This window comes from Klebsiella ornithinolytica (assembly GCF_030505655.1).
GTDB classification, from domain to species: Bacteria; Pseudomonadota; Gammaproteobacteria; order Enterobacterales; family Enterobacteriaceae; genus Klebsiella; species Klebsiella ornithinolytica.
On record NZ_CP130153.1, the window covers coordinates 3,900,835 to 3,927,603 of the forward strand.

Consider the following 26,769-nt stretch of genomic DNA (forward strand, 5'->3'; position numbering starts at 1 on the left):
AACAATACAAACCATAACAATGGCGAAAAAAAGAGCCTTAACATCAGTTTTATACTCTGAAAAATTATCATATGTAAATATTATATATTGCACTGACGGGGGAATGATTCGACATTACTCCGTCTCCCCGTGCTTTCACCCTATTGTTGCCTCATTTGCGGCTTGTTGCAGACACATGCCGCCGTACCTTGCCCTATCGACATTGGCTGATGGAACAGACGCCTGATTGTGGTTAATCTGTAATAAGGTCAGAGACTAATTGATAAAATAATGACAGGATTCTGTAATGGCCCATGCTCACACTCCGTCAGAAACCACCGATCGCGGTAACGAAAAACGCCTGTTGCAGGCTTTCATCGTCACCGCCGGCTTTATGCTTGTTGAAGCCATCGGCGGTGTCGTTTCCGGCTCGCTGGCGCTGCTGGCTGATGCCGGTCACATGCTTACCGATTCAGCCGCTCTGTTATTTGCGCTACTCGCGGTCCGCTTCGCCAGCCGTCCACCCAATACCCGTCACACCTTCGGCTGGCTGCGTCTGACCACGCTGGCGGCCTTCGTCAACGCCATTGCGCTGGTTGTGATTACCATTCTGATTGTCTGGGAAGCAATTCAACGCTTTAACCATCCTCAGCCCGTTGCCGGCACCACAATGATGGTGATTGCCGTTGCCGGGCTTCTGGCGAACATACTGGCATTCTGGATCCTGCACCGCGGCAGTGAAGCAAGAAATCTTAATGTCCGCGCGGCCGCCTTACACGTACTGGGCGACTTGCTGGGTTCGGTCGGGGCGATCGTTGCCGCTCTCGTGATTCTCACCACCGGCTGGACGCCAATTGACCCGATTTTGTCGGTGCTGGTCTCATGTCTGGTACTGCGCAGCGCCTGGCGGCTGTTGCAGGAAAGTTTGAACGAACTGCTGGAAGGGGCGCCGCGGTCATTAGATGTCGAGGGGTTAAAGCGGGATTTACGCCGTTCGGTGGCGGAAGTCCGCGATGTGCATCACGTCCACGTCTGGCTGGTTGGTGAAAAAACGGTCATGACGCTGCATGTTCAGGTTGTCCCGCCGCACGATCACGATGCCTTGCTGAATCGCATCCAGGCCTTTTTGCAGCATAAATATAATATCGGGCATGTGACCGTGCAGATGGAGTACCAGCCCTGTAACGGCCCGGAATGCCATCTCAACATGACGCACGCCGGGCACGACCCTCATCACCACCATTAGCGAGAAAACGCGTGAGAACCTCGCTCACGCGCGCTGTTCATCCACATCCGACTGCCGTTAAGGGCAATAAAGGTCAAAAGCAGATATTCCAGCGACATCGCGTAGACGCCCTGAAGGGCAAAAATCACCACGCTGATGACGTTGATGATCACCCAAAGCAGCCAGTTTTCGACATATTTACGGGTCATCAAAATCATGGCGGCGATCGACAGCACCATCATGCAGGAGTCCCAGAACGGGAAGGCATCCGGCTGCAGTTCCGGCATCGTGACCTGCAGTCCCAGGCTCTGCATAAGCGTGACCGCGATCCGCGTCAGAAAGGCAAAGACCGGATTAATGAAGACCGTCATCAGCGCAATTGCCGCAATACAAGCCGTCAGCCAGCCCAGCGCCTTCGGCAATGGCAACCAGCGAATACGCAGTTCGGCTTCATGGCTGCTGGTTTGCCGGGACCAGGCGTACCAGCCATAAACGTTGGCGGCAAAAAAAAAGACCTGTAGCAGCAGGCTGGCATAAAGCTGAATCTGAAAGAAAATAATGGCAAACAAGGTGACGTTGACCAGCCCAAATGCATAGTTGCTGATCTTTTCCAGACTCGCCAGCCAGATACACAGCAGCCCGGCAAGCGTGCCGACCGCCTCGATCCATGATAAGTCGTATCCGCCGGCGCCGATGGGTATATGCACCAGGATATTCTGCGTACTAAAAAAATCCATATTTTCCCCGCACTGTATTGATTGCGTAATTAACCACTATCCCCGAAGTGTAGCCGCAAAATCCAGCATTCTGTTCAGCGGGACTAATGCGCCGGCGCGCAGCTGCGCATCGACCTTAATTTCGTGTTCGGGGCCACCGTTTTCCAGCCCCTCTGCAATCGCTTGCAGGCCGTTCATCGCCATCCACGGACAGTGGGCGCAGCTACGACAGGTTGCCCCTTCTCCCGCCGTCGGTGCTTCCAGCAGCTCTTTTTCCGGTACCGCCTGCTGCATTTTGTAGAAGATCCCGCGATCGGTGGCGACAATGAGCTGGCGCGCCGGAAGCGTTTTAGCCGCGGCAATCAGCTGGCTGGTAGACCCTACCGCATCCGCCATATCCACAATGGACTGCGGTGATTCAGGATGCACCAGAATGGCGGCATCGGGGTAGAGGGCTTTCATCCGCGTTAACGCCTGGGTTTTAAACTCATCGTGGACAATACAGGCGCCCTGCCAGCACAAAACATCTGCCCCGGTTTGCCGCTGCACGTACCGCCCTAAGTGACGGTCGGGCGCCCAGAGAATTTTTTCCCCGAGGCTGTCGAGATGTTCAATAAGTTCAACGGCAATACTGGAAGTCACAACCCAATCGGCACGCGCTTTAACCGCCGCTGAGGTGTTGGCATAAACGACGACGGTACGATCCGGGTGGGCATCGCAGAACGCGTTGAACTCCTCAATCGGGCAGCCGAGATCCAGAGAACACTCGGCATTCAGCGTTGGCATCAGGATGGTCTTTTCCGGGCTGAGAATTTTTGCCGTTTCCCCCATGAAGCGCACTCCGGCCACCAGCAACGTCGAGGCGGAATGGCGGGCGCCGAAACGAGCCATTTCCAGAGAATCAGCGATACAGCCGCCGGTCTCTTCAGCCAGCTGCTGAATTTCAGGGTCAGTATAGTAATGAGCAACCATCACCGCATCGCGCTCGCGCAGCAGACGTTTAATCTTTTCACGGTAAAAGTGTTTTTCATCGCGACTTAATGGCAATGGTTTCGGCGGGAAAGGATAAATCGCCGTTTCAGGGTCAAACATTACGCTCATCTTGCAATCTCGTTTTACTGGCTTAACTCAAATACCGTTAATATGCCTTCAGAGGGCATAGCGGCGGTCATGATGTTTTATATGCTAAACAAGATAGCGGATTGTACAGAAAATGTCGTGCGGAATTTATTGTCGTCTGAAGGCAAAAAAAGGGAGGATTAATATTTATGGAGGGAAAACAACAGATAGCAAAAAGGCGCCTTTTTACATTGGTGGGTCGTGCAGGATAACGCGCTTTGCTCGCCCTTCGGGCCGTCGCCGCCAGCGGCTCCGTTGTCTCGCCTTGCTCGACTCGAACCTGCCGCAGGTTCGAATCGTTAAATTCTGCGCATAGCAAAAAGGCGCCTTTAGGGCGCCTTTTTACATTGGTGGGTCGTGCAGGATAACGCGCTTTGCCCGCCCTTCGGGCCGTCGCCGCCAGCGGCTCCGTTGTCTCGCCTTGCTCGACTCGAACCTGCCGCAGGTTCGAATCGTTAAATTCTGCGCATAGCAAAAAGGCGCCTTTAGGGCGCCTTTTTACATTGGTGGGTCGTGCAGGATTCGAACCTGCGACCAATTGATTAAAAGTCAACTGCTCTACCAACTGAGCTAACGACCCCTTTCGGGACTTAATACTTGCAATATTCAGGATGCCGGGTGGTGCAGGATGAGTGGCTTTCGCTGGCCTTGTGGGCCGTTGCTACGTAACCTTATCCTTCACATTTAACATCAACTTCAATGTTAAAGTGGTGGGTCGTGCAGGATTCGAACCTGCGACCAATTGATTAAAAGTCAACTGCTCTACCAACTGAGCTAACGACCCGCTCGGGTACTACCTGAATTTTTTCACTCGTCACCAATCTTAAACTGGTGGGTCGTGCAGGATGACTCGCTTTCGCTCGCCCTGTGGGCCGTTGCTACGCAACGTTATCCTTCACGTTCAACATCTGAGTTCGATGTTAAATTGGTGGGTCGTGCAGGATTCGAACCTGCGACCAATTGATTAAAAGTCAACTGCTCTACCAACTGAGCTAACGACCCGAGTGGTGGGTGATGACGGGATCGAACCGCCGACCCCCTCCTTGTAAGGGAGGTGCTCTCCCAGCTGAGCTAATCACCCGATACTACGCTGGATACTACATCTGACTAAAGTCAGCGGTGGTTCGTGGAGGAAGACTCGGCTTTGCCTCGCCCTGTGGGCCGTTGCTGACGCAACGTTATCCTTCACGTTTTACTACCGTTCCACCCTGGTAGTTAGTGGTGGGTCGTGCAGGATTCGAACCTGCGACCAATTGATTAAAAGTCAACTGCTCTACCAACTGAGCTAACGACCCACTTTTTTCGTCGCTTCAGGCTTGTTCGATATCCCGTGGCAACGGCGGCATATATTACTGATTTAAGAATTCAGCGCAACAAGTATTTCGATAAAAAACATCTGACTGCTTAGGATTCACGCGACAAGACCAGAAATAATGCGATTTCTGGTCATGCCATAATCACCCAAGGGCATTAAGACGTTTCTGAGCCTGTTTCGCGCCATCGGTGCCAGGGAATTTACTGACTACCTGTTGGTAAACAGCCTTCGCCTTCGCGGTATCACCTTTATCCTGCATAATCACGCCGACCTTAAACATGGCATCAGGCGCTTTCGGGGATTTAGGGTAATTCTTCACCACGGAAGCAAAATAGTAAGCGGCATCATCTTTTTTCCCCTTATTGTAATTCAACTGACCGAGCCAGTAGTTCGCGTTCGGCTGATAGGTTGAATCCGGGTACTTTTTGACGAAATTCTGAAATGCTGCCAGCGCGTCATCCTGGCGGGATGGATCCTTCACCAGCGCAATAGCCGCATTGTAGTCCGTATTTGCATCTCCGGTTGAAGCAGGAGCGCCGGTAGAGGCCGCTGGCGCCGCGGTAGCCGCCGCCCCCTGATCGCCTGCCGAAGACGATGGCTGTGCACCTGCCGCCGCCCCACCGCTGCTCAGACCGTCGATCTGTAACAGAATTTGCTTCTGGCGTTCGACAACCTGATTGAGCTGATACTGGCTTTCCTGAATCTGGCCGCGCAGGGAGTCAATATCATTCTGGTTATCGGAGAGCTGTTGCTGAAGTTGGGTTAAAAGCTGACTGTGAGCGTTAGAAATACGCTCGAGTTGAGTGACCCGGTCTTCGACCGAGCCTGAGCCGACACTACTGATTGGCGCCTGAGCAAAAGCGGCCCAGGGGGCCGCTATGCCAACCAGTAACGACAGACTCAACAGATGATGTCTGAAGTTACTGCTCATGCAATTCTCTTAGTAAACCAGTACGGCGCGACGGTTTTTAGCGTAAGCCGCTTCGTCGTGACCCAGTACTGCAGGTTTTTCTTTACCGTAAGAAACGATGGAGATCTGGTCAGCAGAAACACCTTTGCCCTGCAGATACATCTTAACGGCGTTAGCACGACGCTCACCCAGAGCGATGTTGTATTCCGGCGTACCGCGTTCATCCGCGTGACCTTCAACAGTCACTTTATAGGATGGGTTGCTACGCAGGAAGTTAGCGTGCGCATCCAGCATTGCAGCGAAGTCAGAACGGATATCGTACTTGTCGAGATCGAAGTAAACGATGTTGTTCTGCTGCAGCTGCTGCATTTGCAGACGAGCTTGCTCTTCGGAAGACATGTTGCCACCGTTAGCGTTAGCATCCATACCAGTGCCGGCACCCAGCATGCCTTCACCGCTCTGGTCGTTGCTGGCGTTCTTGTTAGAAGAACACGCCGCGATTGCCATAACCGGCAGAGCGATCATCAGCCCTTTCAGCACTTTGTTCAGTTGCATTTCTTTGATTCCTTTAATAATCAATTATTTATTATCACAGATACGGAGACCAGGCAGGGAATTTTACCTGTCCATCAGTCGCCGGAAGACGCGCTTTGAAACGCCCATCTGTAGAAACCAGATTCAGCACGGATCCCATCCCCTGAGAAGAGCTGTAGATTACCATAGTGCCGTTAGGTGCCAGACTTGGCGTTTCATCCAGGAACGTTGACGACAGAACTTGTACGCCACCCGCTACCAGATCTTGTTTGGCAATGTGCTGCTGACCGTTGGCCGAGCTGACCATTACCATAAATTTACCGTCGCTGCTGACATCCGCATCCTGGTTCTGAGAACCTTCCCAGGAGATACGCTGCGGAGTACCGCCGCCGACGCTGACTTTATACACCTGCGGACGACCGGCCTGGTCGGAAGTAAAGGCCAGATTCTGACTATCCGGGAACCAGCTTGGTTCGGTGTTGTTGCTGCGACCATTGGTCACCTGGCGAATCTGACCCGAACCCAGATCCATCACATACAGGTTCAGGCTACCGGTTTTCGACAATGCGAATGCCAGTTTGCTGCCATCCGGCGAGAAGGCCGGAGCCCCGTTATGCTGCGGGAAGGAGGCTATCTGACGCACCGCGCCATTTGCCAGAGTCTGGACCACCAGCGCAGAACGGCCGCTTTCGAAGGTCACATAAGCCAGTTTAGAACCATCCGGAGACCATGCCGGAGACATCAGCGGCTGCGGTGAACGGTGGACAACAAACTGGTTATAACCATCGTAGTCGGAGACGCGCAGCTCATACGGGAACTGGCCGCCGTTAGTCTGCACAACGTAGGCAATACGGGTACGGAAGGCGCCCTTAATAGAGGTCAGCTTCTCGAATACCGCATCGCTGGCGGTGTGAGCCGCATAGCGCAGGTACTGTTTAGTCACCTTATAAGAGTTCTGCGCCAGAATCGTCCCCGGAGCACCGCCGGTATCAACCAGCTGGTAAGCCACGTTGTACGATCCGTCAGGGTTCCCGGTCACCTGACCGACAACCACCGCATCAATACCCAGCGCAGACCATGCCGCAGGTTGAACCTCTTGTGCCGTCCCCGGTTGCTGAGGCAGACGCGAGCGATCCAGTGGGTTGAACTTACCGCTGTTACGCAGGTCAGCCGCAACGACACCGCCAATATCTTCAGGCGCGGCACCCGGCCCTGCCCACTGGAACGGTACAACCCCGATCGGGCGCGCCGAGTCCACCCCCTGGGTGATCTCGATACGTACTTCTGCGTGCAGCACCGCCGCCCACAGCATTAAAAAACCAAACGCTACTCGTAATGCCTGCTTCATCATATCTCCCTTATCCGGACGGAAAGCCCACGATAATTTAGCAGAATGTTAACAAACTCAAATACACAAAACTACCAAAACCCGGCGTCAGCCCTGGATTGTGTTCCCCCGCTCGCGCCGGGAAGCACATCACTGCGGTTTGAAGTCCAGTGGTGCATTTTTGAACGTCTCATACACAGCCTGAGAAGGCGGTTTCGGGAACTTGCTCATCCGGCTGGTTGCCGCCAGCATCTGCTGACAGAAAGCAGGATCGCCTCCCTCCGACTTCACGCTCAATAACGTCCCGTCCTGAGCCAGGTTCACGCGTAACGTACATGTTTTACCTTTGTACGTGTCCCAGTCATAGAGATGCCCTTTAATCGCCGCCTGAACCTGCGAAATATAACTGGCAATCTCAGCCTGAGACGCGCCCCCCTGCCCCGGTTTACTTCCTTTAGCAGGAGATGAGCCTCCATTGCTACCGCTGGTGCTACCTTTAGGCGCATTCTTACCTGAACTCAGATCGCCGAGCAGGTCGTCTACGCCATCAGCATCTTTCGCTGCCGCGGCTTTTTTCGCTGCCGCGGCTTTCGCTGCGGCGGCCTTAGCTGCAGCAGCCTTGGCGGCTTTATCGGCTGCGGCTTTTTCCGCTGCTGCGGCTTTCGCTGCGGCAGCTTTTTCCGCTTTCTCCGCGGCGGCTTTCTCTGCTGCGGCGGCCTTTTCTGCTGCCGCTTTCTCAGAGGCGGCTTTTTGCGCCGCTGCTTTTTCTGCTGCTTTCTCAGCGGCTTTTTCCGCAGCAGCTTTCTCAGCCGCGGCCTGCTTAGCGGCTTCCTGCTGGGCTTTCTTCTCAGCCTGCTGCTGCGCTTTCTTCGCCGCATCGGCTTCGGCTTTCTTCTGGGCATCCGCCGCAGCTTTCGCCGCTTCGGCTTCGGCCTGTTTCTTCGCATCGGCTGCGGCTTTCGCTGCCGCAGCTTCCGCCGCTTTAGCCTGCGCGTCTGCCTTCGCTTTCGCGTCAGCAGCGGCTTTCGCTGCCGCTTCCTGTGCTTCTTTCGCCTGAGAATCCGCTTTGGCTTTCGCCGCTGCCGCCGCTTTCGCCGCCGCTTCTTCAGCCTGCTTCTGCTCTTCCTTCGCTTGCTTAGCCGCTTCCTGCGCCTGCAGACGATCCTGCTCAAGCTGCTTCAGACGCTCCTGTTCAGCGGCCTGCTTTTCACGCAGTTCTTCAGCCTGCTGCTGAGCCTGCTTTTCGCGCTGCTCGGCGGCACGGCGCGAGCTGGCCTGCTGCTGCTGCTGGCGGTTGTAATTATTCACCACCGCCCCAGGATCAACCATCACCGCATCAATGGAAGAACCTCCGCCGCCGCCGGCTGAGGCATCCAGATGCTCGTCGAACGAACTCCAGATCAGCAGCGCGATCAGAATGATGTGCAGCGCGACTGAAACTATGATCGCTCGTTTAAGCTTGTCGTTTTGTTCGGTTGCCTTTGACACTATCGGTTCCCAAAAACTGTTCGCCTGTCCCCGCTACTCTCGCCGGCCACGAGTCTGTTATTCTCGCAGCCAGCGGTCCGGCGGGCGCACATATCCGAAGCGATTAAATAGGCTTGGTCATTAAGCCAACCGATTTAACCCCTGCGCTATGCAACAGGTTAAGCGCTTTAATAATTTCATCGTAAGGTACGTCTTTCGCACCGCCGATCAGGAACACCGTTTTCTCGTTCGCTTCGAGTCGGCGTTTCGCTTCGGCAATAACCTGCTCTGGCGGCAGCTGCGACAGCGTTTCCGGACCCACTTTTACGCTGTACTGCCCGACGCCGGAAACTTCAACAATCACCGGCGGCTCATCATTACTTTTGACCGCTTGTGATTCTGTCGCATCCGGCAGGTCGACCTCTACGCTCTGCGTAATGATCGGCGCGGTCGCCATAAAGATCAGCAACAGCACCAACAAGACATCCAGCAGCGGAACGATGTTGATCTCGGACTTCAGTTCGCGACGTCCGCGTCCACGTGCTCTGGCCATGGCTTACCCCTTATTGCTTTCGCTGCTGGTAAACGCCTGACGGTGCAGAATCGCGGTGAACTCTTCCATAAAGTTGTCATAGTTCAGTTCAAGTTTGTTCACACGCTGGTTCAAACGGTTGTAGGCCATAACCGCCGGAATTGCCGCAAACAGACCGATTGCCGTGGCGATCAGCGCTTCTGCGATACCCGGTGCAACCATCTGCAGAGTCGCCTGTTTCACCGCACCAAGTGCGATAAAGGCATGCATGATCCCCCAGACGGTACCGAACAGGCCGATGTACGGGCTGATGGACCCCACGGTTCCGAGGAACGGAATGTGCGTCTCCAGCGTCTCGATCTCACGGTTCATCGAGATGCGCATGGCGCGCGACGCCCCTTCAACCACCGCTTCTGGCGCATGGCTGTTTGCGCGATGCAGACGAGCAAACTCTTTGAAACCGCTGTAGAAAATTTGTTCCGATCCCACCAGGTTATCGCGACGCCCCTGGCTCTCCTGATACAGGCGAGAAAGCTCAATACCCGACCAGAACTTGTCTTCAAAGGCTTCCGCCTCGCGGCTTGCCGTGTTGAGGATGCGCGTTCTCTGAATAATAATGGCCCAGGAAGCGATAGAAAAACCAATCAAAATCAACATGATAAGTTTAACCAGAAGGCTCGCCTTCAGGAACAAATCAAGGATATTCATGTCAGTCACTGCTTAAACTCCGCGACAATAGACTTGGGAAGCGCACGAGGCTTCATTAAGAGTGGATCAACGCACACAATGAGAACCTCAGCTTCGTTCAAAACTGTATTCTCTGCGTTGACGATTCGCTGCGTGAAAACCAAAGAGGTACCTCTCATCGAGGTGATTTCCGTCTGGATTTCGAGCATGTCGTCGAGTCTGGCGGGCGCAAAATATTCCAGCGTCATTTTGCGAACCACGAAGGCAACTCGTTCAGCCAGCAAAACCTGCTGACTGAAGTGATGGTGGCGCAGCATCTCTGTGCGTGCTCTTTCATAAAAAGCGACGTAACTGGCGTGGTAAACCACACCACCGGCATCGGTATCTTCATAGTAGACACGAACCGGCCATCGAAACAGCGTTGTATTCACTTTACATCCCGGTAATGCAAAAAAAGATTAGTGCTTTCAAACTTCGCTACTATACGCGCGGGGAACGTGGTTTGGAATGGGGGAAAGTAAACAGCGAGTAAATTTTTATGGGCTTATGCAAGCCCATGAGGTTAACAGAGTTCTCTTATTCTCTTCTCTTTCAAAAGAAGAAAAAAAACAGCCCCGTGATGAGTACAATATCAGCGATAAGTGGACAAAAAATCCCTTGCCAGTGAATGGCATGCGGACGGAAGCCCACGCCGTGGATAACCCCGGCGCACACGGCCCACATCAGCAGGAAGCCGTGCCAGATCTCCAGCTCACTGGTCTTTGCCGCAAAGCGCGACGGATCCCAGAAAATGCAGCCCGCCAGCAGCAGTGCCATCAATAGGGAAAGCGCCCTTAACGGGCGCTTATCCATTATCGCGTAAAGGGTCGCGATAATTTTACTCATCAGTGTTCTTCTTTACCTGCTTTGGTGCTTTCCACGTGCTCAAGCGCTAACGCGGTGATAACCCCAAAGGCACAGGCAAGAAGCGTTCCCAAAATCCATGCGAAATACCACATATCTAGCTCCTTACCTTAATACAACGAGTGGGTGTTCTTTTCGATGTCTTCGCGGGTAATGCGACCGAACATCTTCCAGTAACACCAGGTGGTGTAACCCAGAATAATCGGCACGAAGACAATCGCCACGTAGGTCATCAGGTTCAGCGTTCTTTGGCTGGAGGTTGAATCCCACATGGTCAGACTAACGTTCATCATCGTGCTGGACGGCATGATGAACGGGAACATCGCAATCCCGGCGGTCAGAATGATGCAGGCTAGCGTCAGAGAAGAGAAGATAAACGCCAGAGCGCCCTTCTCCATCCGCGAGGTCAGGATAGTCAGCAGCGGCAATACCACGCCCAGTGCCGGGATAGCCCACAGCGAAGGCATATTATTGAAGTTCGCCAACCATGCACCAGCCTGACGAGTCACTTCTTTGGTCAGCGGGTTAGATGGCGCAGAGTGGTCGATAGCCGAGGTGACCACATAACCGTCGATCCCGTATACCACCCAGACACCGGCCAGCAGGAAGCAAACCAGCGTCACCAGTGCCGCAACCTGAGAGGTCGTGCGGGCACGCAGGTGCAGCTCACCAACGGTACGCATCTGCAGGTAGGTAGCCCCCTGCGTCAGAATCATCGCCACGCTAACAATACCGGCCAGCAGACCAAACGGGTTGAGCAGCTGGAAGAAATTACCGGTGTAGTACAGGCGCATATATTCATCCATATGGAACGGTACGCCCTGCAGCAGGTTCCCGAACGCCACGCCAATCACCAGCGGCGGAACGAAGCTACCGATGAAGATGCCCCAGTCCCACATGTTGCGCCAGCGGGTATCTTCAATCTTCGAGCGGTAGTCAAAACCCACCGGACGGAAGAACAAAGCGGCCAGCACCAGAATCATCGCCACATAGAAGCCGGAGAACGCGGCGGCATAGACCGTCGGCCAGGCAGCAAACAGTGCGCCGCCGGCGGTGATCAGCCACACCTGGTTTCCGTCCCAGTGCGGAGCGATGGAGTTAATCATGATTCGACGCTCGGTGTCATTACGACCGAGGAAACGGGTGAGCATGCCCACCCCCATGTCGAAGCCATCGGTGACGGCGAAACCAATCAGCAGAACACCGATCAGTAGCCACCAGATAAAACGCAATACTTCATAATCGATCATTTGACGACTCCTGTCTTAGCGTGCCGGCTGAGTAGTCGTGGAAGACTGCTCGTAGTGGTAGCGACCGGTTTTCAGGCTGCTTGGTCCACGGCGTGCGAATTTGAACATCAGATACAGCTCCGCGACCAGGAACAGGGTGTACAGACCGCAAATCAGCAGCATCGAGAAGATCAGGTCACCGGCGGTCAGGGACGAGTTCGCTACCGCGGTAGGCAGTACCTCACCTATCGCCCACGGCTGACGACCATATTCCGCGACGAACCAACCGGACTCGATAGCGATCCACGGCAGAGGAATTGCGTACAGCGCAATGCGCAGCAGCCATTTCTTCTCGCCAATTTGGTTACGGATAACGGTCCAGAACGACGCCGCGATGATACCGAGCATCAGGATGCCGCAGGCCACCATAATACGGAACGCAAAGTACAGCGGCGCAACGCGAGGAATAGAGTCTTTCGTCGCCATAGCAATCTGCGCTTCCGTCGCGTCAGAGACGTTCGGGGTATAGCGTTTCAGCAGCAGACCGTAGCCCAAATCTTTCTTCACGCTGTTGAATTCATCGCGTACAGCCTGATCGGTTGAGCCTGCGCGTAGCTCTTCCAGCAGGGTGTAAGCTTTCATCCCGTTACGAATACGCGCTTCGTGCTGTGCCAGCAGGTCTTTCAGACCAATAACCGGCGTATCCACGGAACGAGTGGCAATAATGCCCAACGCATAAGGAATCTGGATTGCGAAGTGGTTGGTTTGCGCATCCTGGTCCGGAATACCAAACAGGGTAAAGGCAGCCGGAGCTGGCTGTGTTTCCCATTCGGCTTCGATGGCCGCAAGTTTAGTTTTCTGCACGTCACCCATTTCGTAACCGGATTCATCACCGAGCACGATAACGGAGAGAATCGCCGCCATACCGAAGCTGGCAGCAATGGCAAAGGAGCGTTTAGCGAAAGCGAAGTCGCGACCGCGCAGCATATAGTAGGAGCTGATACCCAGGACGAACATTGCGCCGCAGACGTAGCCGGATGCGACGGTATGGACAAATTTCACCTGCGCAACCGGGTTCAGAACCAGCTCGGAGAAACTGACCATCTCCATACGCATGGTTTCAAAGTTGAAATCCGAGGCGATCGGGTTTTGCATCCAGCCGTTCGCCACGAGGATCCACAATGCAGACAAGTTGGAACCCAGTGCCACCAGCCAGGTCACCGCCATGTGCTGAACTTTGCCCAGACGATCCCAACCGAAGAAGAACAGACCTACAAAGGTAGATTCGAGGAAGAAGGCCATCAGACCTTCAATGGCCAGAGGCGCACCGAAGATATCGCCCACGTAGTGAGAATAATAAGACCAGTTTGTCCCGAACTGGAACTCCATGGTCAACCCGGTTGCTACACCCAGCGCAAAGTTGATACCAAACAACTTGCCCCAGAACTTGGTCATATCTTTATAAATCTGTTTGCCGGAAAGGACGTAAACCGTTTCCATGATGGCCAGCAGGAACGCCATACCGAGCGTCAGTGGCACAAAAAGGAAGTGGTACATCGCGGTCAAGGCAAACTGTAAGCGCGACAGTTCGACTATATCTAACATCATGACTCCTTGCTCATCGCATGAAGACTCCGAGAATGAACCCTGCACACCGGGTTCATACGCATGCCCCAATACAAAATAACTTGCATCCCGCTTCGTTACCGTTTCGTCGCCAGATGAAACAGCTCCTCGCAAAGGTTACAAATACGTTAACGAAAAACCCAATTGATTCCCCAATATATTACGCCGCAATAACCTTACAATAAACAGGATTTTATTGAATCAGTTTTACATTTACGACGGTGATCAATATATAGCGAAAATGCCTGATTTAGGCCAATTTGATTGGCGACAATTTAACGTTTTTTTGTGGTTTTTTCCAAGCTTTAAGTATTGATATAAATCAATTTTTCCCGCTCATGTTAATTATGTATCCCAACAAAGAATAATGGTGAAGGTAATGTTAAATATATGTTTAAAGCATACCAATAATGGTTACTAAAAAGAGAGATATGAGAAGTATAGGTAATATGATTTAACTTTAAGTCGTATCGTATGAAAAAAAATAGCGATCTGATTAATGTTAGACGCTTCACAGTATTTTTTCCTGATAGACAGCATCAATTAAATCATCATTTTTATCTTTTCATTTTCAGGTAAGAAATAGCAGTGAGAATCATTCCCTCTTCTGCCGAAAAATAGCGGGTTATTATTTTAAAAAAAGGTGTTAAATCAATACAATAGAAGTGGTTTTTCCGGATAACGGCGATCTGCCACGGCAAAAGTGCGCCGCGGGGACCGTTGAAACGGCGGCAAAGAGAGGCATAAAAAAGGCCACCTGACGGTGGCCAACCATGTCGAAATCGGACATTTAACTGCTCAGCTTGAGCAGAGAGGGTTTACTTAATGATTGATTTCAGCGCTTCGCCGATATCCGCCAAGCTACGAACGGTCTTCACGCCCGCCGCTTCCAGCGCAGCAAATTTCTCATCAGCCGTGCCTTTACCGCCTGCGATAATGGCGCCCGCGTGGCCCATACGCTTGCCTTTCGGCGCGGTCACACCGGCGATGTAACCGACAACCGGCTTGGTGACGTGATCTTTGATGTAAGCAGCCGCTTCTTCTTCCGCGCTACCGCCGATCTCACCGATCATCACGATCGCTTCGGTCTGCGGGTCTTCCTGGAACAGCTTCAGGATATCGATGAAGTTAGAACCCGGGATCGGGTCGCCGCCGATACCAACGCAGGTAGACTGGCCGAAACCGTAATCGGTGGTCTGCTTAACCGCTTCATAGGTCAGCGTGCCGGAACGGGAAACGATCCCCACTTTACCCGGCTGATGAATGTGACCCGGCATGATGCCGATTTTGCATGCGCCTGGGGTGATAACGCCCGGGCAGTTAGGGCCGATCATGCGTACGCCGGCTTCATCCAGCTTCACTTTCACCGTCAGCATATCCAGCGTCGGGATACCTTCGGTGATGGTGATGATCAGCTTAATGCCCGCATCAATAGCTTCCAGAATGGAGTCTTTGCAGAACGGGGCCGGAACGTAGATAACGGTCGCGGTTGCGCCGGTTGCTTCAACGGCTTCGCGCACGGTGTTAAACACCGGCAGACCCAGGTGAGTGGTGCCGCCTTTGCCTGGCGTAACGCCGCCGACCATTTGAGTGCCGTAAGCAATGGCTTGTTCAGAGTGGAAAGTCCCCTGGCTACCGGTGAAGCCCTGGCAGATAACCTTGGTGTTTTTATCAATTAAAATGGACATTATTTCCCCTCCACTGCGGCAACAACCTGCTGTGCTGCGTCCGTCAGACTTTTCGCTGCAATAATATTCAGGCCGCTGTCAGCCAGTTTCTTCGCGCCCAGTTCGGCGTTGTTCCCTTCCAGACGTACGACAACCGGTACGTTTACGCCAACTTCTGCTACCGCGCCGATGATGCCGTCAGCGATCAGGTCGCAACGCACGATACCGCCGAAGATGTTAACCAGTACGGCTTTAACATTGCTGTCGGAAAGAATGATTTTGAACGCTTCAGTCACGCGCTCTTTGGTTGCGCCGCCGCCAACGTCGAGGAAGTTAGCCGGTTCGCCGCCGTGCAGTTTAACGATGTCCATGGTGCCCATTGCCAGGCCCGCACCGTTAACCATACAACCGATGTTGCCGTCCAGCGCAACGTAGTTCAGTTCCCACTGTGCAGCCTGCGCTTCACGCGGGTCTTCCTGAGACTGGTCGCGCATTTCACGCAGATCCGGCTGGCGGAACAGCGCATTGCCATCGGCGCCCAGTTTGCCGTCGAGGCAGATCAGGTCGCCCTGCTTAGTGATAACCAGCGGGTTAATTTCGATCAGCGCCAGGTCGCGCTCCAGGAAGATAGTCGCCAGACCCATAAAGATTTTGGTGAACTGCTGAACCTGCTTACCTTCCAGACCCAGTTTGAACGCCAGCTCGCGTCCCTGGTAAGGCATCGGGCCTGCCAGCGGATCGATCGCAATTTTGTGGATCAGGTGCGGGGTTTCTTCCGCCACTTTTTCGATTTCCACGCCGCCTTCGGTGGAGGCCATGAACACTACGCGACGGGAGCTACGGTCAACAACCGCACCCAGATACAGCTCTTTGGCGATATCTGTCGCTGCTTCAACCAGAATCTGGTTAACCGGCTGGCCGTTGGCGTCTGTCTGGTAGGTCACAAGGCGTTTGCCCAGCCAGTGCTCAGCAAATGCGCGAATGTCTTCTTTACTGTTAACTACTTTCACACCGCCCGCTTTACCGCGGCCACCAGCGTGAACCTGACATTTCACTACCCACGGACCCGCGCCGATTTTTGATGCGGCTTCTTCTGCTTCGCGCGGAGTAGTACAGGCATAACCCACCGGCGCCGGTAAACCATAGCGGGCAAACAGTTGTTTTGCCTGATATTCATGTAAGTTCATGTGTTCAGTCCATCCTTCAGGGAATAATTATCTTTAAACCTGTAGGCCTGATAAGACGCGCTAGCGTCGCCATCAGGCATCTCATCAACGCCGGATGGCGGCGTAAACGCCTTATCCGGCCTACGGTAGGTAATACTCTTGCTGACTACACGTCCAGCAGCAGACGAGTCGGGTCTTCCAGCAGCTCTTTGATAGCAACCAGGAAGCCTACCGATTCACGTCCATCGATCAGACGGTGGTCGTAAGAGAGCGCCAGGTACATCATTGGCAGAATTTCTACCTTGCCATTGACCGCCATCGGGCGATCTTTAATGGCATGCATACCCAGAATGGCGCTCTGCGGTGGGTTGATGATTGGCGTGGACATCAGAGAGCCGAATACGCCGCCGTTGGTAATGGTGAAGTTACCGCCGGTCAGGTCATCTACGGTCAGCTTGCCGTCACGGCCTTTCACTGCCAGCTCTTTAATATTCTTTTCGATATCCGCCATGCCCAGCAGGTCAACATCACGCAGAACCGGAGTCACCAGACCGCGCGGCGTAGAGACCGCCATGCTGACGTCGAAGTAGTTGTGATACACCACATCATCGCCATCGATAGAGGCGTTCACTTCCGGATAGCGTTTCAGCGCTTCAACCACGGCTTTCACGTAGAAGGACATAAAGCCCAGACGGATACCGTGACGTTTTTCGAAGGCATCGCCGTACTGCTTACGCAGATCCATAATCGGCTTCATGTTGACTTCGTTGAAGGTCGTCAGCATGGCGGTGGAGTTCTTCGCTTCCAGCAGACGCTCGGCAACGCGTTTGCGCAGGCGGGTCATCGGAACGCGTTTTTCAGAACGGTGGCCCAGTTGCGCAACCGGTGCTGCCGCAGCGGCAGGCGCTTTGGCTTCGGTTTTAGCCGGTGCCGCCGCCAGATGTTTCTCAACATCTTCACGGGTCAGGCGGCCGCCGACGCCGGTGCCTTTAATGGCTGCGGCATCGAGGTTGTGTTCAGCCAGCAGACGGCGAATCGCCGGGCTGAGGGCATCATTGCTCTGCTCTTCCAGAGAGGCCTGCTGACGCTGAGCCGGGGTGGACTCTTTAGCGTCGGCTTTCGCCGCGGACTCTTTACCCGCGCTGTTGCCTTCACGCAGGCGACCGAGGATCTGGCGAGAAAGTACGGTTGCACCTTCGTCTTCCAGCACTGCATCCAGAATGCCGTCCGCTGAAGCCGGTACTTCCAGTACCACTTTGTCAGTTTCGATTTCCACCAGCACTTCATCACGCTGGACGCTATCGCCCGGTTTTTTATGCCAGGTCGCAACCGTCGCGTCAGCTACGGACTCAGGCAGATCGGGAACCAGAATATCTACGCTACTCATTATGTATCCTTTAATTAATCGACGTTCAGCGCGTCATTGACCAGATCTTGTTGCTGTTTCTGGTGAACGGACATATACCCTACCGCCGGAGAGGCGGAGGCCGGGCGGCCTGCGTAACGCAGAGAGGCCCCAAACGGAATCACTTCGCGGAAGTGATGCTGGCTGCAGTACCACGCGCCCTGGTTGAGCGGTTCTTCCTGGCACCAGACAAAATCATGCACGTGAGCGTAAGGCTTCAGCGCTTCCTGTACCGCCTGATGCGGGAACGGATAGAGCTGCTCTATACGCACGATAGCGACATCTTTTTGGTCGTTCTTACGGCGTTGTTCCAGCAGATCGTAATAAACCTTACCAGAGCACAGGACAACACGCTTCACCGCTTTCGGGTCGAGGTCATCGATTTCACCGATGGCCGGCAGGAAGGTGCCGTTCGCCAGTTCGTCCAGGCTGGAGACCGCCAGCGGATGGCGCAGCAGAGATTTCGGCGACATCACCACCAGCGGACGACGCATACCGCGCAGCGCCTGACGACGCAGCATGTGGTAAACCTGAGCCGGAGTCGATGGCACACAAACCTGCATATTCTGTTCAGCACACAGCTGCAGATAGCGTTCCAGACGCGCGGAGGAGTGCTCCGGGCCCTGGCCTTCGTAGCCGTGCGGCAGCAGCATGACCAGGCCACACATCCGGCCCCACTTCTGCTCGCCGGAGCTGATGAACTGATCGATCACCACCTGAGCGCCGTTAGCAAAGTCACCGAACTGCGCTTCCCAGATAGTCAGGGTGCGCGGTTCCGCAGTGGCGTAGCCGTATTCGAACGCCAGCACCGCTTCTTCAGAAAGCACGGAGTCCCAGACTTTGAAATGCTCCTGGCCGTTATGCACATGCTGCAGTGGCGTGTAGGTCGAACCGTTCACCTGGTTATGAATCACGGAATGGCGGTGGAAGAACGTACCGCGACCGGAGTCTTCACCGGACAGGCGAATCGGAATCCCTTCATCAACCAGCGTGGCGTAAGCCAGGTTTTCCGCCGCACCCCAGTCGAACAGCTTCTCGCCGGCGGCCATCGCCTGGCGATCGCCATAAATCTTCGCCACGCGAGACTGCATTTCAATGCTGTCCGGCACGGTGCTGATGCGTTTAGCCAGCTCCTGCAGACGTTTCATCTCGACTTTACTCGGGTAGCTCTCATCCCACTCGTGGTTGAGGTACGGTGACCAGGTAAAGGAATGCAGGTTCATCGGACGCCATTCCTCAACCACGCATTCGCCGGCATCCAGCGCATCACGATAGAGGTTAACCAGTTCGGTCGCATCTTCCAGGGTCGACACTTTGTCCTGCTCAAGTTTGTCGGCGTAGATTTTGCGCGGGGTCGGATGTTTTTTGATTTTCTGATACATCAGCGGCTGCGTTGCGCTCGGCTCGTCGGCTTCGTTATGGCCGTGACGGCGGTAGCACACCAGGTCGATGAAGACATCGCGTTTGAAGGTATTACGGAAATCCAGCGCCAGGCGGGTAACGAAAGCAACGGCTTCCGGATCGTCCGCGTTCACGTGGAAGATCGGCGCCTGAACCATTTTACCGATATCGGTGCAGTATGGCGTGGAGCGCGCATCCAGCGGGTTCGAGGTAGTGAAGCCCACCTGGTTGTTGATAACGATACGTACGGTTCCGCCCACTTCGTAGCCACGCGCCTTGGACATGTTCAGGGTTTCCTGAACCACGCCCTGACCCGTCACTGCGGCGTCGCCGTGGATAGTAATCGGCAGCACTTTATTGCTGCTCGGCTCATCAAGACGATCGAGACGCGCGCGAACCGACCCGATAACCACCGGGCTGACGATTTCGAGGTGTGACGGGTTAAACGCCAGCGCCAGGTGCACCAGGCCGCCTTCGGTTTCCATGTCAGAAGAGAAGCCCATGTGGTACTTCACGTCACCGGTGCCGAGGTGTTCTTTATGCTTGCCCGCGAACTCGTCGAACAGGTCCTGCGGTTTTTTGCCCAGAACATTAACCAGCACGTTCAGACGACCGCGGTGCGCCATGCCGAGCACCACTTCACGGGTGCCGCTTTTGCCAGCGTGACGGATCATCTCTTTGAGCATCGGGATCAGCGCATCGCCGCCTTCCAGCGAGAAGCGTTTGGCGCCCGGGAATTTCGCGCCGAGGTAACGTTCCAGGCCTTCGGCTGCTGTCAGCTCGGTCAGGAAACGTTTCTTCTCGTCAGCGGTAAAGCTGGCTTTCCCTGCTACCGACTCAATACGCTGCTGAATCCAGCGTTTCTCTTCGGTAGAGGTGATGTGCATGTATTCCGCGCCGATAGCGCCGCAGTAGGTTTGTTTGAGCGCGGCAATCAGCTCGCCCAGTTTCATCGTATCTTTGCCGATAGCAAATGAACCTACGTTATAGCTTTCCTGGAAATCGGCCTCGGTCAGATCGTGGTATGCAGGATCGAGATCCGCCACTCTCTCTTGCTTCCACAGTCCCAGCGGATCGAGATTCGCATGCTGGTGACCACGGAAGCGATATGCGTTGATGAGCTGCAGGACTTTAACCTGCTTCACATTGGTATCAGGGTCGGAAATCGAAGAAGTGTAACGTGAGGCATCCTTCGCCAGTCGACGGAAATAATCACGCGTTTTCGAATGAAATTGATCCGGTTTGACTCCGGTGCCAGGTAACTGCTGGAACATAGAACGCCAGTTGGCGTCAACAGAGTCAGGATCGGTTAAGAAGTCTTCATAGAGCTGTTCTATCCAGCTCTGGTTCGAACCAGAGAGGTAAGAAGAGTCCAGCCAGGCTTTCATTGCGCCGTTCTGCATCGTGATCCCTTAAGCATTTATATGCTTATTTCGCCGTAGAAACTACCACGCACAGCAATTGTGCGTGCCGGGGTTCACTTGTTGCGGACGAGTTGTGGCTTCTGCATCCGCGAAGGAACCTTTAAAAACTGCCATTAATCTTCGGCGTTCAGGCTGCGGTTGCGTTAGCTGCCTTCACTTACCCCGGTCACACAGTTCACTATGCTCCCGGGGATGCGTTCAGTTGCCGCCTTACCTCGCTCTGAACGCCTTGATTACTGGTACATATTTGGCGGTTTTTAAAGATTTCCTGCCATCCCCTTCATACTTCAAGTTACATGTGCGTTGGCTTTCCTCACTCACCCCAGTCACTTACTTGAGTAAGCTCCTGGGGATTCGCGGCGTCGCCGCCTTCCTGTAACTCGAATTATTTAGGGTATTCATTTCCCGGCGGCACAAACGCTGCCGGGGCTACTGCTTCGGGTAGCCCGGATAAGCGATAGCGCCATCCGGGACAGACCGGGTTACTTACGCACTGCGCTGCAGCAGCATCGACTTAATATGGCCGATGGCGCGCGTCGGGTTAAGCCCTTTCGGACATACACTGACGCAGTTCATGATGCTGTGACAGCGGAATACGCTGAAAGCATCGCTTAACCCTTCCAGACGGCTGTCGGTTTCGGTATCGCGGCTGTCAATCAGGAAACGATACGCAGCCAGCAGACCTGCCGGGCCGATAAACTTGTCCGGATTCCACCAGAACGACGGACAAGAGGTTGAACAACATGCGCAAAGAATACACTCGTACAGACCATCGAGTTTTTCGCGCTGCTCTGGCTTCTGCAGATGCTCGCGAGCCGGAGGATTTTGCCCATTATTCAACAAGTAAGGCTTAATCTTCTCATATTGTGCATAGAATTGCCCCATGTCTACAACCAAATCGCGGATAACCGGCAAACCGGGCAGCGGACGGATGACAATTTTCTTACCCGGCTGATTCAGCGCGGAGATCGGCGTGATACACGCCAGACCGTTCTTACCGTTCATGTTCAGACCGTCGGAGCCACAGACCCCTTCACGGCAGGAACGACGAAATGAGAGCGACGGGTCTTTTTCTTTCAGCTGCATCAGGGCATCCAGCAGCATCATGTCACGACCTTCTTCCGCTTCGAGGGTGTAATCCTGCATGCGCGGAGCATCGTCAACGTCCGGGTTATAACGATAAATTGAAAACTCTAGTTTCATTTTCCTGTCTCCGCATTAATAAGTACGAATCTTCGGCGGGAATGCCGGACGCAGTTTCGGTTCCATATTGACGCTACGACGCGTCATGGATTCCGACTCTGGCAGATACAGGGAATGGCACAGCCAGTTTTCGTCATCACGATCCGGGAAGTCGAAGCGACTATGCGCGCCGCGGCTTTCGGTACGGAAGTTTGCAGAAACCGCGGTGGCATAGGCAGTTTCCATCAGGTTATCCAGCTCCAGGCACTCAACGCGCTGGGTGTTGAACTCGCTGGAGGTGTCATCCAGGCGCGCATTTTTCAGGCGCTCGCGGATCGCTTTCAGCTGCTCAAGCCCTTTGGCCATCGCATCGCCTTCGCGGAATACCGAGAAGTTATGCTGCATACACTCTTGCAGCGCTTTGCGGATTTCCACCGGATCTTCGCCGTTACGGTTACCGTTCCAGCGGTTCAGACGTTCAAGGGACGCGTCGATTTCGGCTTCGGTCGCGTCAAGCAGATCGCCCTGCTCGGCAATCGACTCCTGCAGATGCAGACCGACCGCACGACCGAACACCACCAGGTCAAGCAGGGAGTTGCCGCCCAGACGGTTCGCGCCGTGGACCGATACGCAGGCAATTTCGCCGACGGCGAACAGGCCAGGAATCACCACGTCTTCGCCCTGCTCGTTCACGGTCAGCGCCTGACCGGTCACTTTGGTCGGAATTCCGCCCATCATGTAGTGGCAGGTTGGGATAACCGGAATCGGCTCTTTCACCGGGTCGACGTGGGCGAAGGTACGTGAAAGCTCCAGGATGCCCGGCAGACGGGATTCCAGAACCTCTTTCCCCAGGTGGTCCAGTTTCAGCTTCGCATGCGGGCCCCACGGGCCGTCACAGCCGCGACCTTCACGGATTTCGATCATGATGGAACGCGCCACCACGTCACGACCCGCCAGGTCTTTCGCATTCGGGGCATAACGCTCCATAAAGCGCTCGCCGTGTTTGTTCAGCAGATAACCGCCTTCGCCGCGGCAGCCTTCTGTCACCAGAACCCCCGCACCGGCGATACCGGTCGGGTGGAACTGCCACATTTCCATATCCTGCACCGGCACGCCGGCGCGAATCGCCATCCCGACGCCGTCACCGGTGTTGATATGGGCGTTAGTTGTGGACTGGTAGATACGGCCTGCGCCACCGGTTGCCAGCACGGTCGCACGGGCTTTGAAGTAAACCACTTCACCGGTCTCGATGCACAGCGCGGTACAACCTACCACCGCGCCATCGGCGTTTTTCACCAGATCCAGCGCATACCACTCGGAGAAAATGGTGGTGTGGTTTTTCAGGTTCTGCTGATAAAGGGTATGCAGCAGCGCGTGACCGGTACGGTCAGCCGCCGCAGCGGTACGTGCCGCCTGTTCGCCGCCGAAGTTTTTCGACTGGCCGCCAAACGGACGCTGATAAATGGTGCCATTCTCCAGGCGGGAGAACGGCAGCCCCATATGGTCAAGCTCCAGAATCGCTTCCGGGCCGGTCTTACACATATATTCGATGGCGTCCTGGTCACCGATATAATCGGAGCCTTTCACCGTGTCATACATATGCCATTCCCAGTTATCTTCATGGGTATTACCGAGCGCCACGGTGATGCCACCCTGCGCGGAAACGGTATGGGAACGGGTAGGGAACACTTTAGAGAGCAGCGCACAGGTCTGGCCGCTCTGGGAAATTTGCAGCGCCGCGCGCATACCTGCGCCACCGGCACCAATCACAACTGCATCAAATTCTCTGACAGGCAATTTCATCACACACCCCACACCACAACAAATCCATAAAGAACGTAAGCCACCAGCGCAACAACGATAACCAGTTGCAGAATTAAGCGTACAGCCAGCGGTTTAACGTAGTCCGTCAACACCTGCCACATCCCGATCCAGGCGTGAATCAGAATGGACACGAGGGCTAACAGGGTGAAGACTTTAGTGAATGCGGAGGAGAAAAAGCCCGTCCAGACTTCCCAGGAAATTTCACCGGTGGTGGCAAAAAAGCCGACCATGTAGATGATGTAAAGGGTCAGAACGATGGCGGTAGCACGAACCAGAATGAAGTCATGTACGCCGTTGCGTCCCAGTGCTGAGGCGTTGCTTACCATACGAGGACTCCTGCGAGAAGTGAAAGCACGACAGTAATAACAAAAGAAATCTTAGCGGAGCGTGTCCCTACTTCGAGGGTTTCTTCCAGGTAGCCAAAATCCATCAACAGGTGGCGGATACCGACAACGGCGTGGTATGCCAGCGCGGTCAGGATGCCCCACATGATGAACTTCACAAAGAAGCTATCCATGATGGAAGACGCAACGAGGAAACCTTCTGGAGAGGAAAGGCTGGTGCCCAGCAACCAAAGCAGAATCCCGACCGCCACGAAGGTGATCACACCGGAAACGCGATGGAGAATGGACGCTATCGCTGTGATTGGGAACCGGATCGTTTGCAGATCCAGATTGACAGGTCTTTGTTTTTTCACATTTCTTACCATGAATAACGCCCACATGCTGTTCTTATTGTTTCCTTCCTCCGGTCTGCTTGCGGGTCAGACAGCGTCCTTTCTATAACCTGTGGTCATGATAAAACCCCTTTTCAAGAGCTAAAACGTGACCAGACAACGCTGGGTGGCTCGGGATTGCAGGGTGTTCCGGAGACCTGGCGGCAGTATAGGCCGTTCACAAAATCATTACAATTAACCTACATATAGTTTGTCGGGTTTTGTCCGGAACAGTGATCGATGTCACGATAACAACATTATTTTAAATTTTAATCACCTGATTTGACAAATATTAAACATTCTTGTTACAACCATTACCAGATAAATGCAATAATGCTCAAAAGTTATGGGGTCACTCTTTCACCTGAGAATAAGTTATGCAACAGTGTGATGGTATTGACCGATGTAATCAGGACAGTTATTAGTGGTATACAGATTTTTAAATTCGGACTGCTAAAACGCTGATTTGCTGCTGTTTCGTCGTAGGCTGAAGACGTACCATCAAGCGCCTTTGCTCTGTACCCTGCAATTTCCGCTGACGCAGAGCTGTGTGCAACATAACAAACTGGTAACGTAGTCAGGCACGGGCCGAAGGCAAATCCACACCCGGCAGTCTTACGCAATAAAGGCGCTAAGGAGACCATAAATGTCTGATGCTAAAGCAAAAATCACCCTAGGCGGTGATACTGCTATTGAACTGGATGTGCTAAAGGGCACGCTCGGTCAGGATGTTATTGATATTCGTAGTCTTGGATCAAAAGGCGTATTCACCTTTGACCCTGGTTTCACTTCCACCGCATCATGTGAATCTAAAATCACCTTTATCGATGGTGATGAAGGTATCCTGCTCCACCGTGGTTTCCCGATCGATCAGTTAGCGACCGAGTCCAACTACCTCGAAGTGTGTTACATCCTGCTGAACGGTGAAAAGCCGAACCAGGAACAGTACAACGAATTCAAGACCATCGTTACCCGCCACACCATGATCCACGAGCAGATTACCCGTCTGTTCCACGCGTTTCGCCGTGACTCTCACCCGATGGCGGTGATGTGTGGTATCACCGGCGCGCTGGCCGCGTTCTATCACGACTCCCTGGATGTCAACAATCCGCGCCACCGTGAAATCGCCGCCTATCGCCTGCTGTCCAAAATGCCGACAATGGCAGCAATGTGTTACAAATATTCAATCGGCCAGCCTTTCGTTTATCCGCGCAACGACCTCTCTTACGCGGGCAACTTCCTGAATATGATGTTCTCCACGCCGTGTGAAACCTACGAGGTTAACCCGGTACTGGAACGCGCCATGGACCGTATCCTGATCCTGCACGCTGACCACGAACAGAACGCATCCACCTCCACCGTCCGTACCGCAGGTTCTTCTGGCGCGAACCCGTTCGCCTGTATCGCTGCGGGCATCGCCTCCCTGTGGGGACCGGCGCACGGTGGCGCGAACGAAGCTGCGCTGAAGATGCTGGAAGAGATCAGTTCCGTTGAGCACATTCCGGAATTTGTCCGTCGCGCGAAAGACAAAAACGACTCTTTCCGTCTGATGGGCTTCGGCCACCGCGTGTACAAAAACTACGACCCGCGCGCCACCGTAATGCGTGAAACCTGCCATGAAGTGCTGAAAGAACTGGGCACCAAAGACGATCTGCTGGAAGTGGCCATGGAACTTGAGCACATCGCGCTCAACGACCCGTACTTCATCGAGAAGAAACTCTACCCGAACGTCGATTTCTACTCCGGTATCATTCTGAAAGCGATGGGTATTCCGTCCTCCATGTTTACCGTTATCTTCGCGATGGCGCGTACCGTAGGCTGGATTGCTCACTGGAACGAAATGCACAGCGACGGCATGAAAATCGCGCGTCCGCGTCAGCTGTATACCGGCTACGAAAAACGCGACTTCAAATCCGACGTGGCCAAAGGCTAAGTTCGATCCTGAAGACAAAAAACGCGTCTGCGAACGTCATGCTGGCCACTTAAGGTGGCCAGCTTTTTTTTGTTTATCGTGGACCAGGGCGATGCCGGTAAACGGTGGTTGGCGCGAAAGTAATTTTCGTACTTCGGGGCATGTGTTCTGTGGAATATTCCGTTCACGTGAGGTTCCGCACGCGACTGTTTCCTGCGCGACAGGTGAACGGGCGGGAACGCAGGCGCACATCCAGGACTGACCGCCAGGACGGTGGTCAGAGGATCGGTCGAGACAGGGACGTCGAGTCCGGCCCGGTCCGCCAGATGAAGCCGGAGTGGAGCATACCGCGTAGCGGCCGTTTTCAGCGCAATGCCGGGGGGGCATGGGGGGCGAGCGAAACGCCCCCCATGCCGTTCACCCGCAGCGGGCGTAAGAAAAGTGGCGGATTCACCGTGAACGGAACATGCCACAAAAGTGAACGATATACTCCACGGAACCCAC

24 protein-coding genes, 5 tRNA genes and 2 other RNA genes are annotated in these 26,769 nt (G+C 54.1%); 3 read left to right on the top strand and 28 right to left on the bottom strand.

Annotation, left to right across the window (positions count from 1 at the left end):
* The first annotated feature begins 286 nt into the window (after positions 1-286).
* Positions 287-1,225 carry a CDF family zinc transporter ZitB gene (gene zitB / locus Q1L34_RS18615; RefSeq protein ID WP_004859706.1) on the top strand — a complete coding sequence of 313 codons (939 nt, stop codon included), beginning with the start codon at positions 287-289 and terminating at the stop codon, positions 1,223-1,225.
* Here zitB and pnuC read toward each other — a convergent pair.
* The 28 genes from pnuC to sdhC all read right to left on the bottom strand — a co-directional run bounded on the left by pnuC (position 1,222) and on the right by sdhC (position 24,362).
* Positions 1,222-1,941: a nicotinamide riboside transporter PnuC gene (gene pnuC / locus Q1L34_RS18620; protein ID WP_004859705.1), complete on the bottom strand. Its 720-nt coding sequence runs from the start codon at positions 1,939-1,941 to the stop codon at positions 1,222-1,224. The two genes, zitB and pnuC, sit on opposite strands and share 4 nt — an antisense overlap.
* 36 nt (positions 1,942-1,977) lie before the next feature.
* Positions 1,978-3,021: a quinolinate synthase NadA gene (gene nadA, locus Q1L34_RS18625; RefSeq protein ID WP_004859703.1), complete on the bottom strand. Its 1,044-nt coding sequence runs from the start codon at positions 3,019-3,021 to the stop codon at positions 1,978-1,980.
* A 210-nt stretch (positions 3,022-3,231) separates the two neighbouring features.
* Positions 3,232-3,365, bottom strand: a non-coding RNA gene (locus tag Q1L34_RS18630) — RtT sRNA.
* 22 nt (positions 3,366-3,387) lie between these two features.
* Positions 3,388-3,521, bottom strand: a non-coding RNA gene (locus Q1L34_RS18635) — RtT sRNA.
* Positions 3,522-3,543: 22 nt separating this feature from the next.
* Positions 3,544-3,619: transfer RNA gene (locus Q1L34_RS18640), tRNA-Lys, on the bottom strand.
* 128 nt (positions 3,620-3,747) lie between these two features.
* A tRNA-Lys gene (locus Q1L34_RS18645) sits at positions 3,748-3,823 on the bottom strand.
* A gap of 142 nt (positions 3,824-3,965) precedes the next feature.
* A tRNA-Lys gene (locus tag Q1L34_RS18650) sits at positions 3,966-4,041 on the bottom strand.
* 3 nt (positions 4,042-4,044) lie between these two features.
* A tRNA-Val gene (locus tag Q1L34_RS18655) sits at positions 4,045-4,120 on the bottom strand.
* A gap of 138 nt (positions 4,121-4,258) precedes the next feature.
* Positions 4,259-4,334: transfer RNA gene (locus Q1L34_RS18660), tRNA-Lys, on the bottom strand.
* A gap of 162 nt (positions 4,335-4,496) precedes the next feature.
* Positions 4,497-5,285 carry a cell division protein CpoB gene (gene cpoB / locus Q1L34_RS18665; protein WP_004859702.1) on the bottom strand — a complete coding sequence of 263 codons (789 nt, stop codon included), beginning with the start codon at positions 5,283-5,285 and terminating at the stop codon, positions 4,497-4,499.
* Positions 5,286-5,294: 9 nt separating this feature from the next.
* The gene (pal, locus tag Q1L34_RS18670; protein WP_004859700.1) at positions 5,295-5,819 is read right to left on the bottom strand and encodes a peptidoglycan-associated lipoprotein Pal; all 525 of its coding nucleotides are present in this window, start codon (positions 5,817-5,819) and stop codon (positions 5,295-5,297) included.
* Between the two features lie 34 nt (positions 5,820-5,853).
* Positions 5,854-7,146: a Tol-Pal system beta propeller repeat protein TolB gene (gene tolB / locus Q1L34_RS18675; RefSeq protein ID WP_004859698.1), complete on the bottom strand. Its 1,293-nt coding sequence runs from the start codon at positions 7,144-7,146 to the stop codon at positions 5,854-5,856.
* 129 nt (positions 7,147-7,275) lie between these two features.
* Positions 7,276-8,613, bottom strand: a complete 1,338-nt coding sequence (gene tolA, locus Q1L34_RS18680; RefSeq protein WP_044349716.1) for a cell envelope integrity protein TolA — start codon at positions 8,611-8,613, stop codon at positions 7,276-7,278.
* A gap of 103 nt (positions 8,614-8,716) precedes the next feature.
* Complete coding sequence (gene tolR, locus Q1L34_RS18685) at positions 8,717-9,145, bottom strand: colicin uptake protein TolR (protein ID WP_004859694.1); 429 nt, start codon at positions 9,143-9,145, stop codon at positions 8,717-8,719.
* A gap of 3 nt (positions 9,146-9,148) precedes the next feature.
* A complete protein-coding gene (gene tolQ, locus Q1L34_RS18690; protein WP_004859692.1) occupies positions 9,149-9,841 on the bottom strand; it encodes a Tol-Pal system protein TolQ in 693 nt (230 codons plus the stop codon).
* Entirely contained in the window at positions 9,838-10,242 is a 405-nt protein-coding gene (ybgC, locus tag Q1L34_RS18695; RefSeq protein ID WP_004859689.1) for a tol-pal system-associated acyl-CoA thioesterase, read from the bottom strand. Before ybgC ends, tolQ begins: the two co-directional genes overlap by 4 nt.
* A gap of 160 nt (positions 10,243-10,402) precedes the next feature.
* A complete protein-coding gene (gene ybgE, locus Q1L34_RS18700; RefSeq protein ID WP_004859687.1) occupies positions 10,403-10,696 on the bottom strand; it encodes a cyd operon protein YbgE in 294 nt (97 codons plus the stop codon).
* The gene (cydX, locus tag Q1L34_RS18705; RefSeq protein WP_004859685.1) at positions 10,696-10,809 is read right to left on the bottom strand and encodes a cytochrome bd-I oxidase subunit CydX; all 114 of its coding nucleotides are present in this window, start codon (positions 10,807-10,809) and stop codon (positions 10,696-10,698) included. The genes ybgE and cydX overlap by 1 nt, the downstream gene beginning before the upstream one ends.
* Positions 10,810-10,824: 15 nt before the next feature.
* Positions 10,825-11,964 carry a cytochrome d ubiquinol oxidase subunit II gene (gene cydB / locus Q1L34_RS18710; protein ID WP_044349711.1) on the bottom strand — a complete coding sequence of 380 codons (1,140 nt, stop codon included), beginning with the start codon at positions 11,962-11,964 and terminating at the stop codon, positions 10,825-10,827.
* Positions 11,965-11,979: 15 nt separating this feature from the next.
* On the bottom strand, positions 11,980-13,548 hold the full coding sequence (gene cydA, locus Q1L34_RS18715; protein ID WP_004859682.1) for a cytochrome ubiquinol oxidase subunit I: 1,569 nt from the start codon (positions 13,546-13,548) through the stop codon (positions 11,980-11,982).
* Positions 13,549-14,387: 839 nt separating this feature from the next.
* Entirely contained in the window at positions 14,388-15,257 is an 870-nt protein-coding gene (gene sucD, locus Q1L34_RS18720; RefSeq protein WP_004859678.1) for a succinate--CoA ligase subunit alpha, read from the bottom strand.
* On the bottom strand, positions 15,257-16,423 hold the full coding sequence (sucC, locus tag Q1L34_RS18725) for an ADP-forming succinate--CoA ligase subunit beta (protein WP_004859677.1): 1,167 nt from the start codon (positions 16,421-16,423) through the stop codon (positions 15,257-15,259). Before sucC ends, sucD begins: the two co-directional genes overlap by 1 nt.
* 145 nt (positions 16,424-16,568) lie before the next feature.
* Positions 16,569-17,789 (bottom strand): 2-oxoglutarate dehydrogenase complex dihydrolipoyllysine-residue succinyltransferase, encoded by a 1,221-nt coding sequence (odhB, locus tag Q1L34_RS18730; RefSeq protein ID WP_004859675.1) that lies wholly within the window; start codon positions 17,787-17,789, stop codon positions 16,569-16,571.
* Positions 17,790-17,803: 14 nt separating this feature from the next.
* Complete coding sequence (sucA, locus tag Q1L34_RS18735) at positions 17,804-20,611, bottom strand: 2-oxoglutarate dehydrogenase E1 component (protein ID WP_004859672.1); 2,808 nt, start codon at positions 20,609-20,611, stop codon at positions 17,804-17,806.
* A gap of 507 nt (positions 20,612-21,118) precedes the next feature.
* Positions 21,119-21,835, bottom strand: coding sequence for a succinate dehydrogenase iron-sulfur subunit SdhB (gene sdhB / locus Q1L34_RS18740; protein WP_004859670.1), 717 nt, complete (start codon positions 21,833-21,835; stop codon positions 21,119-21,121).
* Positions 21,836-21,850: 15 nt separating this feature from the next.
* Entirely contained in the window at positions 21,851-23,617 is a 1,767-nt protein-coding gene (gene sdhA, locus Q1L34_RS18745; protein WP_004859668.1) for a succinate dehydrogenase flavoprotein subunit, read from the bottom strand.
* The gene (gene sdhD / locus Q1L34_RS18750) at positions 23,617-23,964 is read right to left on the bottom strand and encodes a succinate dehydrogenase membrane anchor subunit (protein WP_004859665.1); all 348 of its coding nucleotides are present in this window, start codon (positions 23,962-23,964) and stop codon (positions 23,617-23,619) included. The genes sdhA and sdhD overlap by 1 nt, the downstream gene beginning before the upstream one ends.
* Entirely contained in the window at positions 23,958-24,362 is a 405-nt protein-coding gene (gene sdhC, locus Q1L34_RS18755) for a succinate dehydrogenase cytochrome b556 subunit (RefSeq protein ID WP_004859662.1), read from the bottom strand. The genes sdhD and sdhC overlap by 7 nt, the downstream gene beginning before the upstream one ends.
* A gap of 324 nt (positions 24,363-24,686) precedes the next feature.
* Between sdhC and Q1L34_RS28500 the strand changes: the two genes are divergently transcribed.
* Together Q1L34_RS28500 and Q1L34_RS18760 are read left to right on the top strand one after the other, a co-directional pair.
* Positions 24,687-24,818 (top strand): hypothetical protein, encoded by a 132-nt coding sequence (locus tag Q1L34_RS28500; RefSeq protein WP_418325369.1) that lies wholly within the window; start codon positions 24,687-24,689, stop codon positions 24,816-24,818.
* 181 nt (positions 24,819-24,999) lie between these two features.
* Positions 25,000-26,286 (top strand): citrate synthase, encoded by a 1,287-nt coding sequence (locus Q1L34_RS18760; protein WP_004859660.1) that lies wholly within the window; start codon positions 25,000-25,002, stop codon positions 26,284-26,286.
* Positions 26,287-26,769 lie beyond the last annotated feature (483 nt).

Bases quoted from the DNA above. Each gene is read 5' to 3' on its own strand.
- sdhB (WP_004859670.1), bottom strand. From the start codon at position 21,835: ATGAAACTAGAGTTTTCAATTTATCGTTATAACCCGGACGTTGACGAT.
- ybgE (WP_004859687.1), bottom strand. From the start codon at position 10,696: ATGAGTAAAATTATCGCGACCCTTTACGCGATAATGGATAAGCGCCCG.
- tolB (WP_004859698.1), bottom strand. From the start codon at position 7,146: ATGAAGCAGGCATTACGAGTAGCGTTTGGTTTTTTAATGCTGTGGGCG.
- sdhA (WP_004859668.1), bottom strand. From the start codon at position 23,617: ATGAAATTGCCTGTCAGAGAATTTGATGCAGTTGTGATTGGTGCCGGT.
- sucD (WP_004859678.1), bottom strand. From the start codon at position 15,257: ATGTCCATTTTAATTGATAAAAACACCAAGGTTATCTGCCAGGGCTTC.
- sucC (WP_004859677.1), bottom strand. From the start codon at position 16,423: ATGAACTTACATGAATATCAGGCAAAACAACTGTTTGCCCGCTATGGT.
- nadA (WP_004859703.1), bottom strand. From the start codon at position 3,021: ATGAGCGTAATGTTTGACCCTGAAACGGCGATTTATCCTTTCCCGCCG.
- pal (WP_004859700.1), bottom strand. From the start codon at position 5,819: ATGCAACTGAACAAAGTGCTGAAAGGGCTGATGATCGCTCTGCCGGTT.
- sdhC (WP_004859662.1), bottom strand. From the start codon at position 24,362: ATGTGGGCGTTATTCATGGTAAGAAATGTGAAAAAACAAAGACCTGTC.
- sdhD (WP_004859665.1), bottom strand. From the start codon at position 23,964: ATGGTAAGCAACGCCTCAGCACTGGGACGCAACGGCGTACATGACTTC.
- cydX (WP_004859685.1), bottom strand. From the start codon at position 10,809: ATGTGGTATTTCGCATGGATTTTGGGAACGCTTCTTGCCTGTGCCTTT.
- sucA (WP_004859672.1), bottom strand. From the start codon at position 20,611: ATGCAGAACGGCGCAATGAAAGCCTGGCTGGACTCTTCTTACCTCTCT.
- cydB (WP_044349711.1), bottom strand. From the start codon at position 11,964: ATGATCGATTATGAAGTATTGCGTTTTATCTGGTGGCTACTGATCGGT.
- cpoB (WP_004859702.1), bottom strand. From the start codon at position 5,285: ATGAGCAGTAACTTCAGACATCATCTGTTGAGTCTGTCGTTACTGGTT.
- Q1L34_RS18760 (WP_004859660.1), top strand. From the start codon at position 25,000: ATGTCTGATGCTAAAGCAAAAATCACCCTAGGCGGTGATACTGCTATT.
- tolR (WP_004859694.1), bottom strand. From the start codon at position 9,145: ATGGCCAGAGCACGTGGACGCGGACGTCGCGAACTGAAGTCCGAGATC.
- cydA (WP_004859682.1), bottom strand. From the start codon at position 13,548: ATGTTAGATATAGTCGAACTGTCGCGCTTACAGTTTGCCTTGACCGCG.
- odhB (WP_004859675.1), bottom strand. From the start codon at position 17,789: ATGAGTAGCGTAGATATTCTGGTTCCCGATCTGCCTGAGTCCGTAGCT.
- zitB (WP_004859706.1), top strand. From the start codon at position 287: ATGGCCCATGCTCACACTCCGTCAGAAACCACCGATCGCGGTAACGAA.
- Q1L34_RS28500 (WP_418325369.1), top strand. From the start codon at position 24,687: ATGCTCAAAAGTTATGGGGTCACTCTTTCACCTGAGAATAAGTTATGC.
- pnuC (WP_004859705.1), bottom strand. From the start codon at position 1,941: ATGGATTTTTTTAGTACGCAGAATATCCTGGTGCATATACCCATCGGC.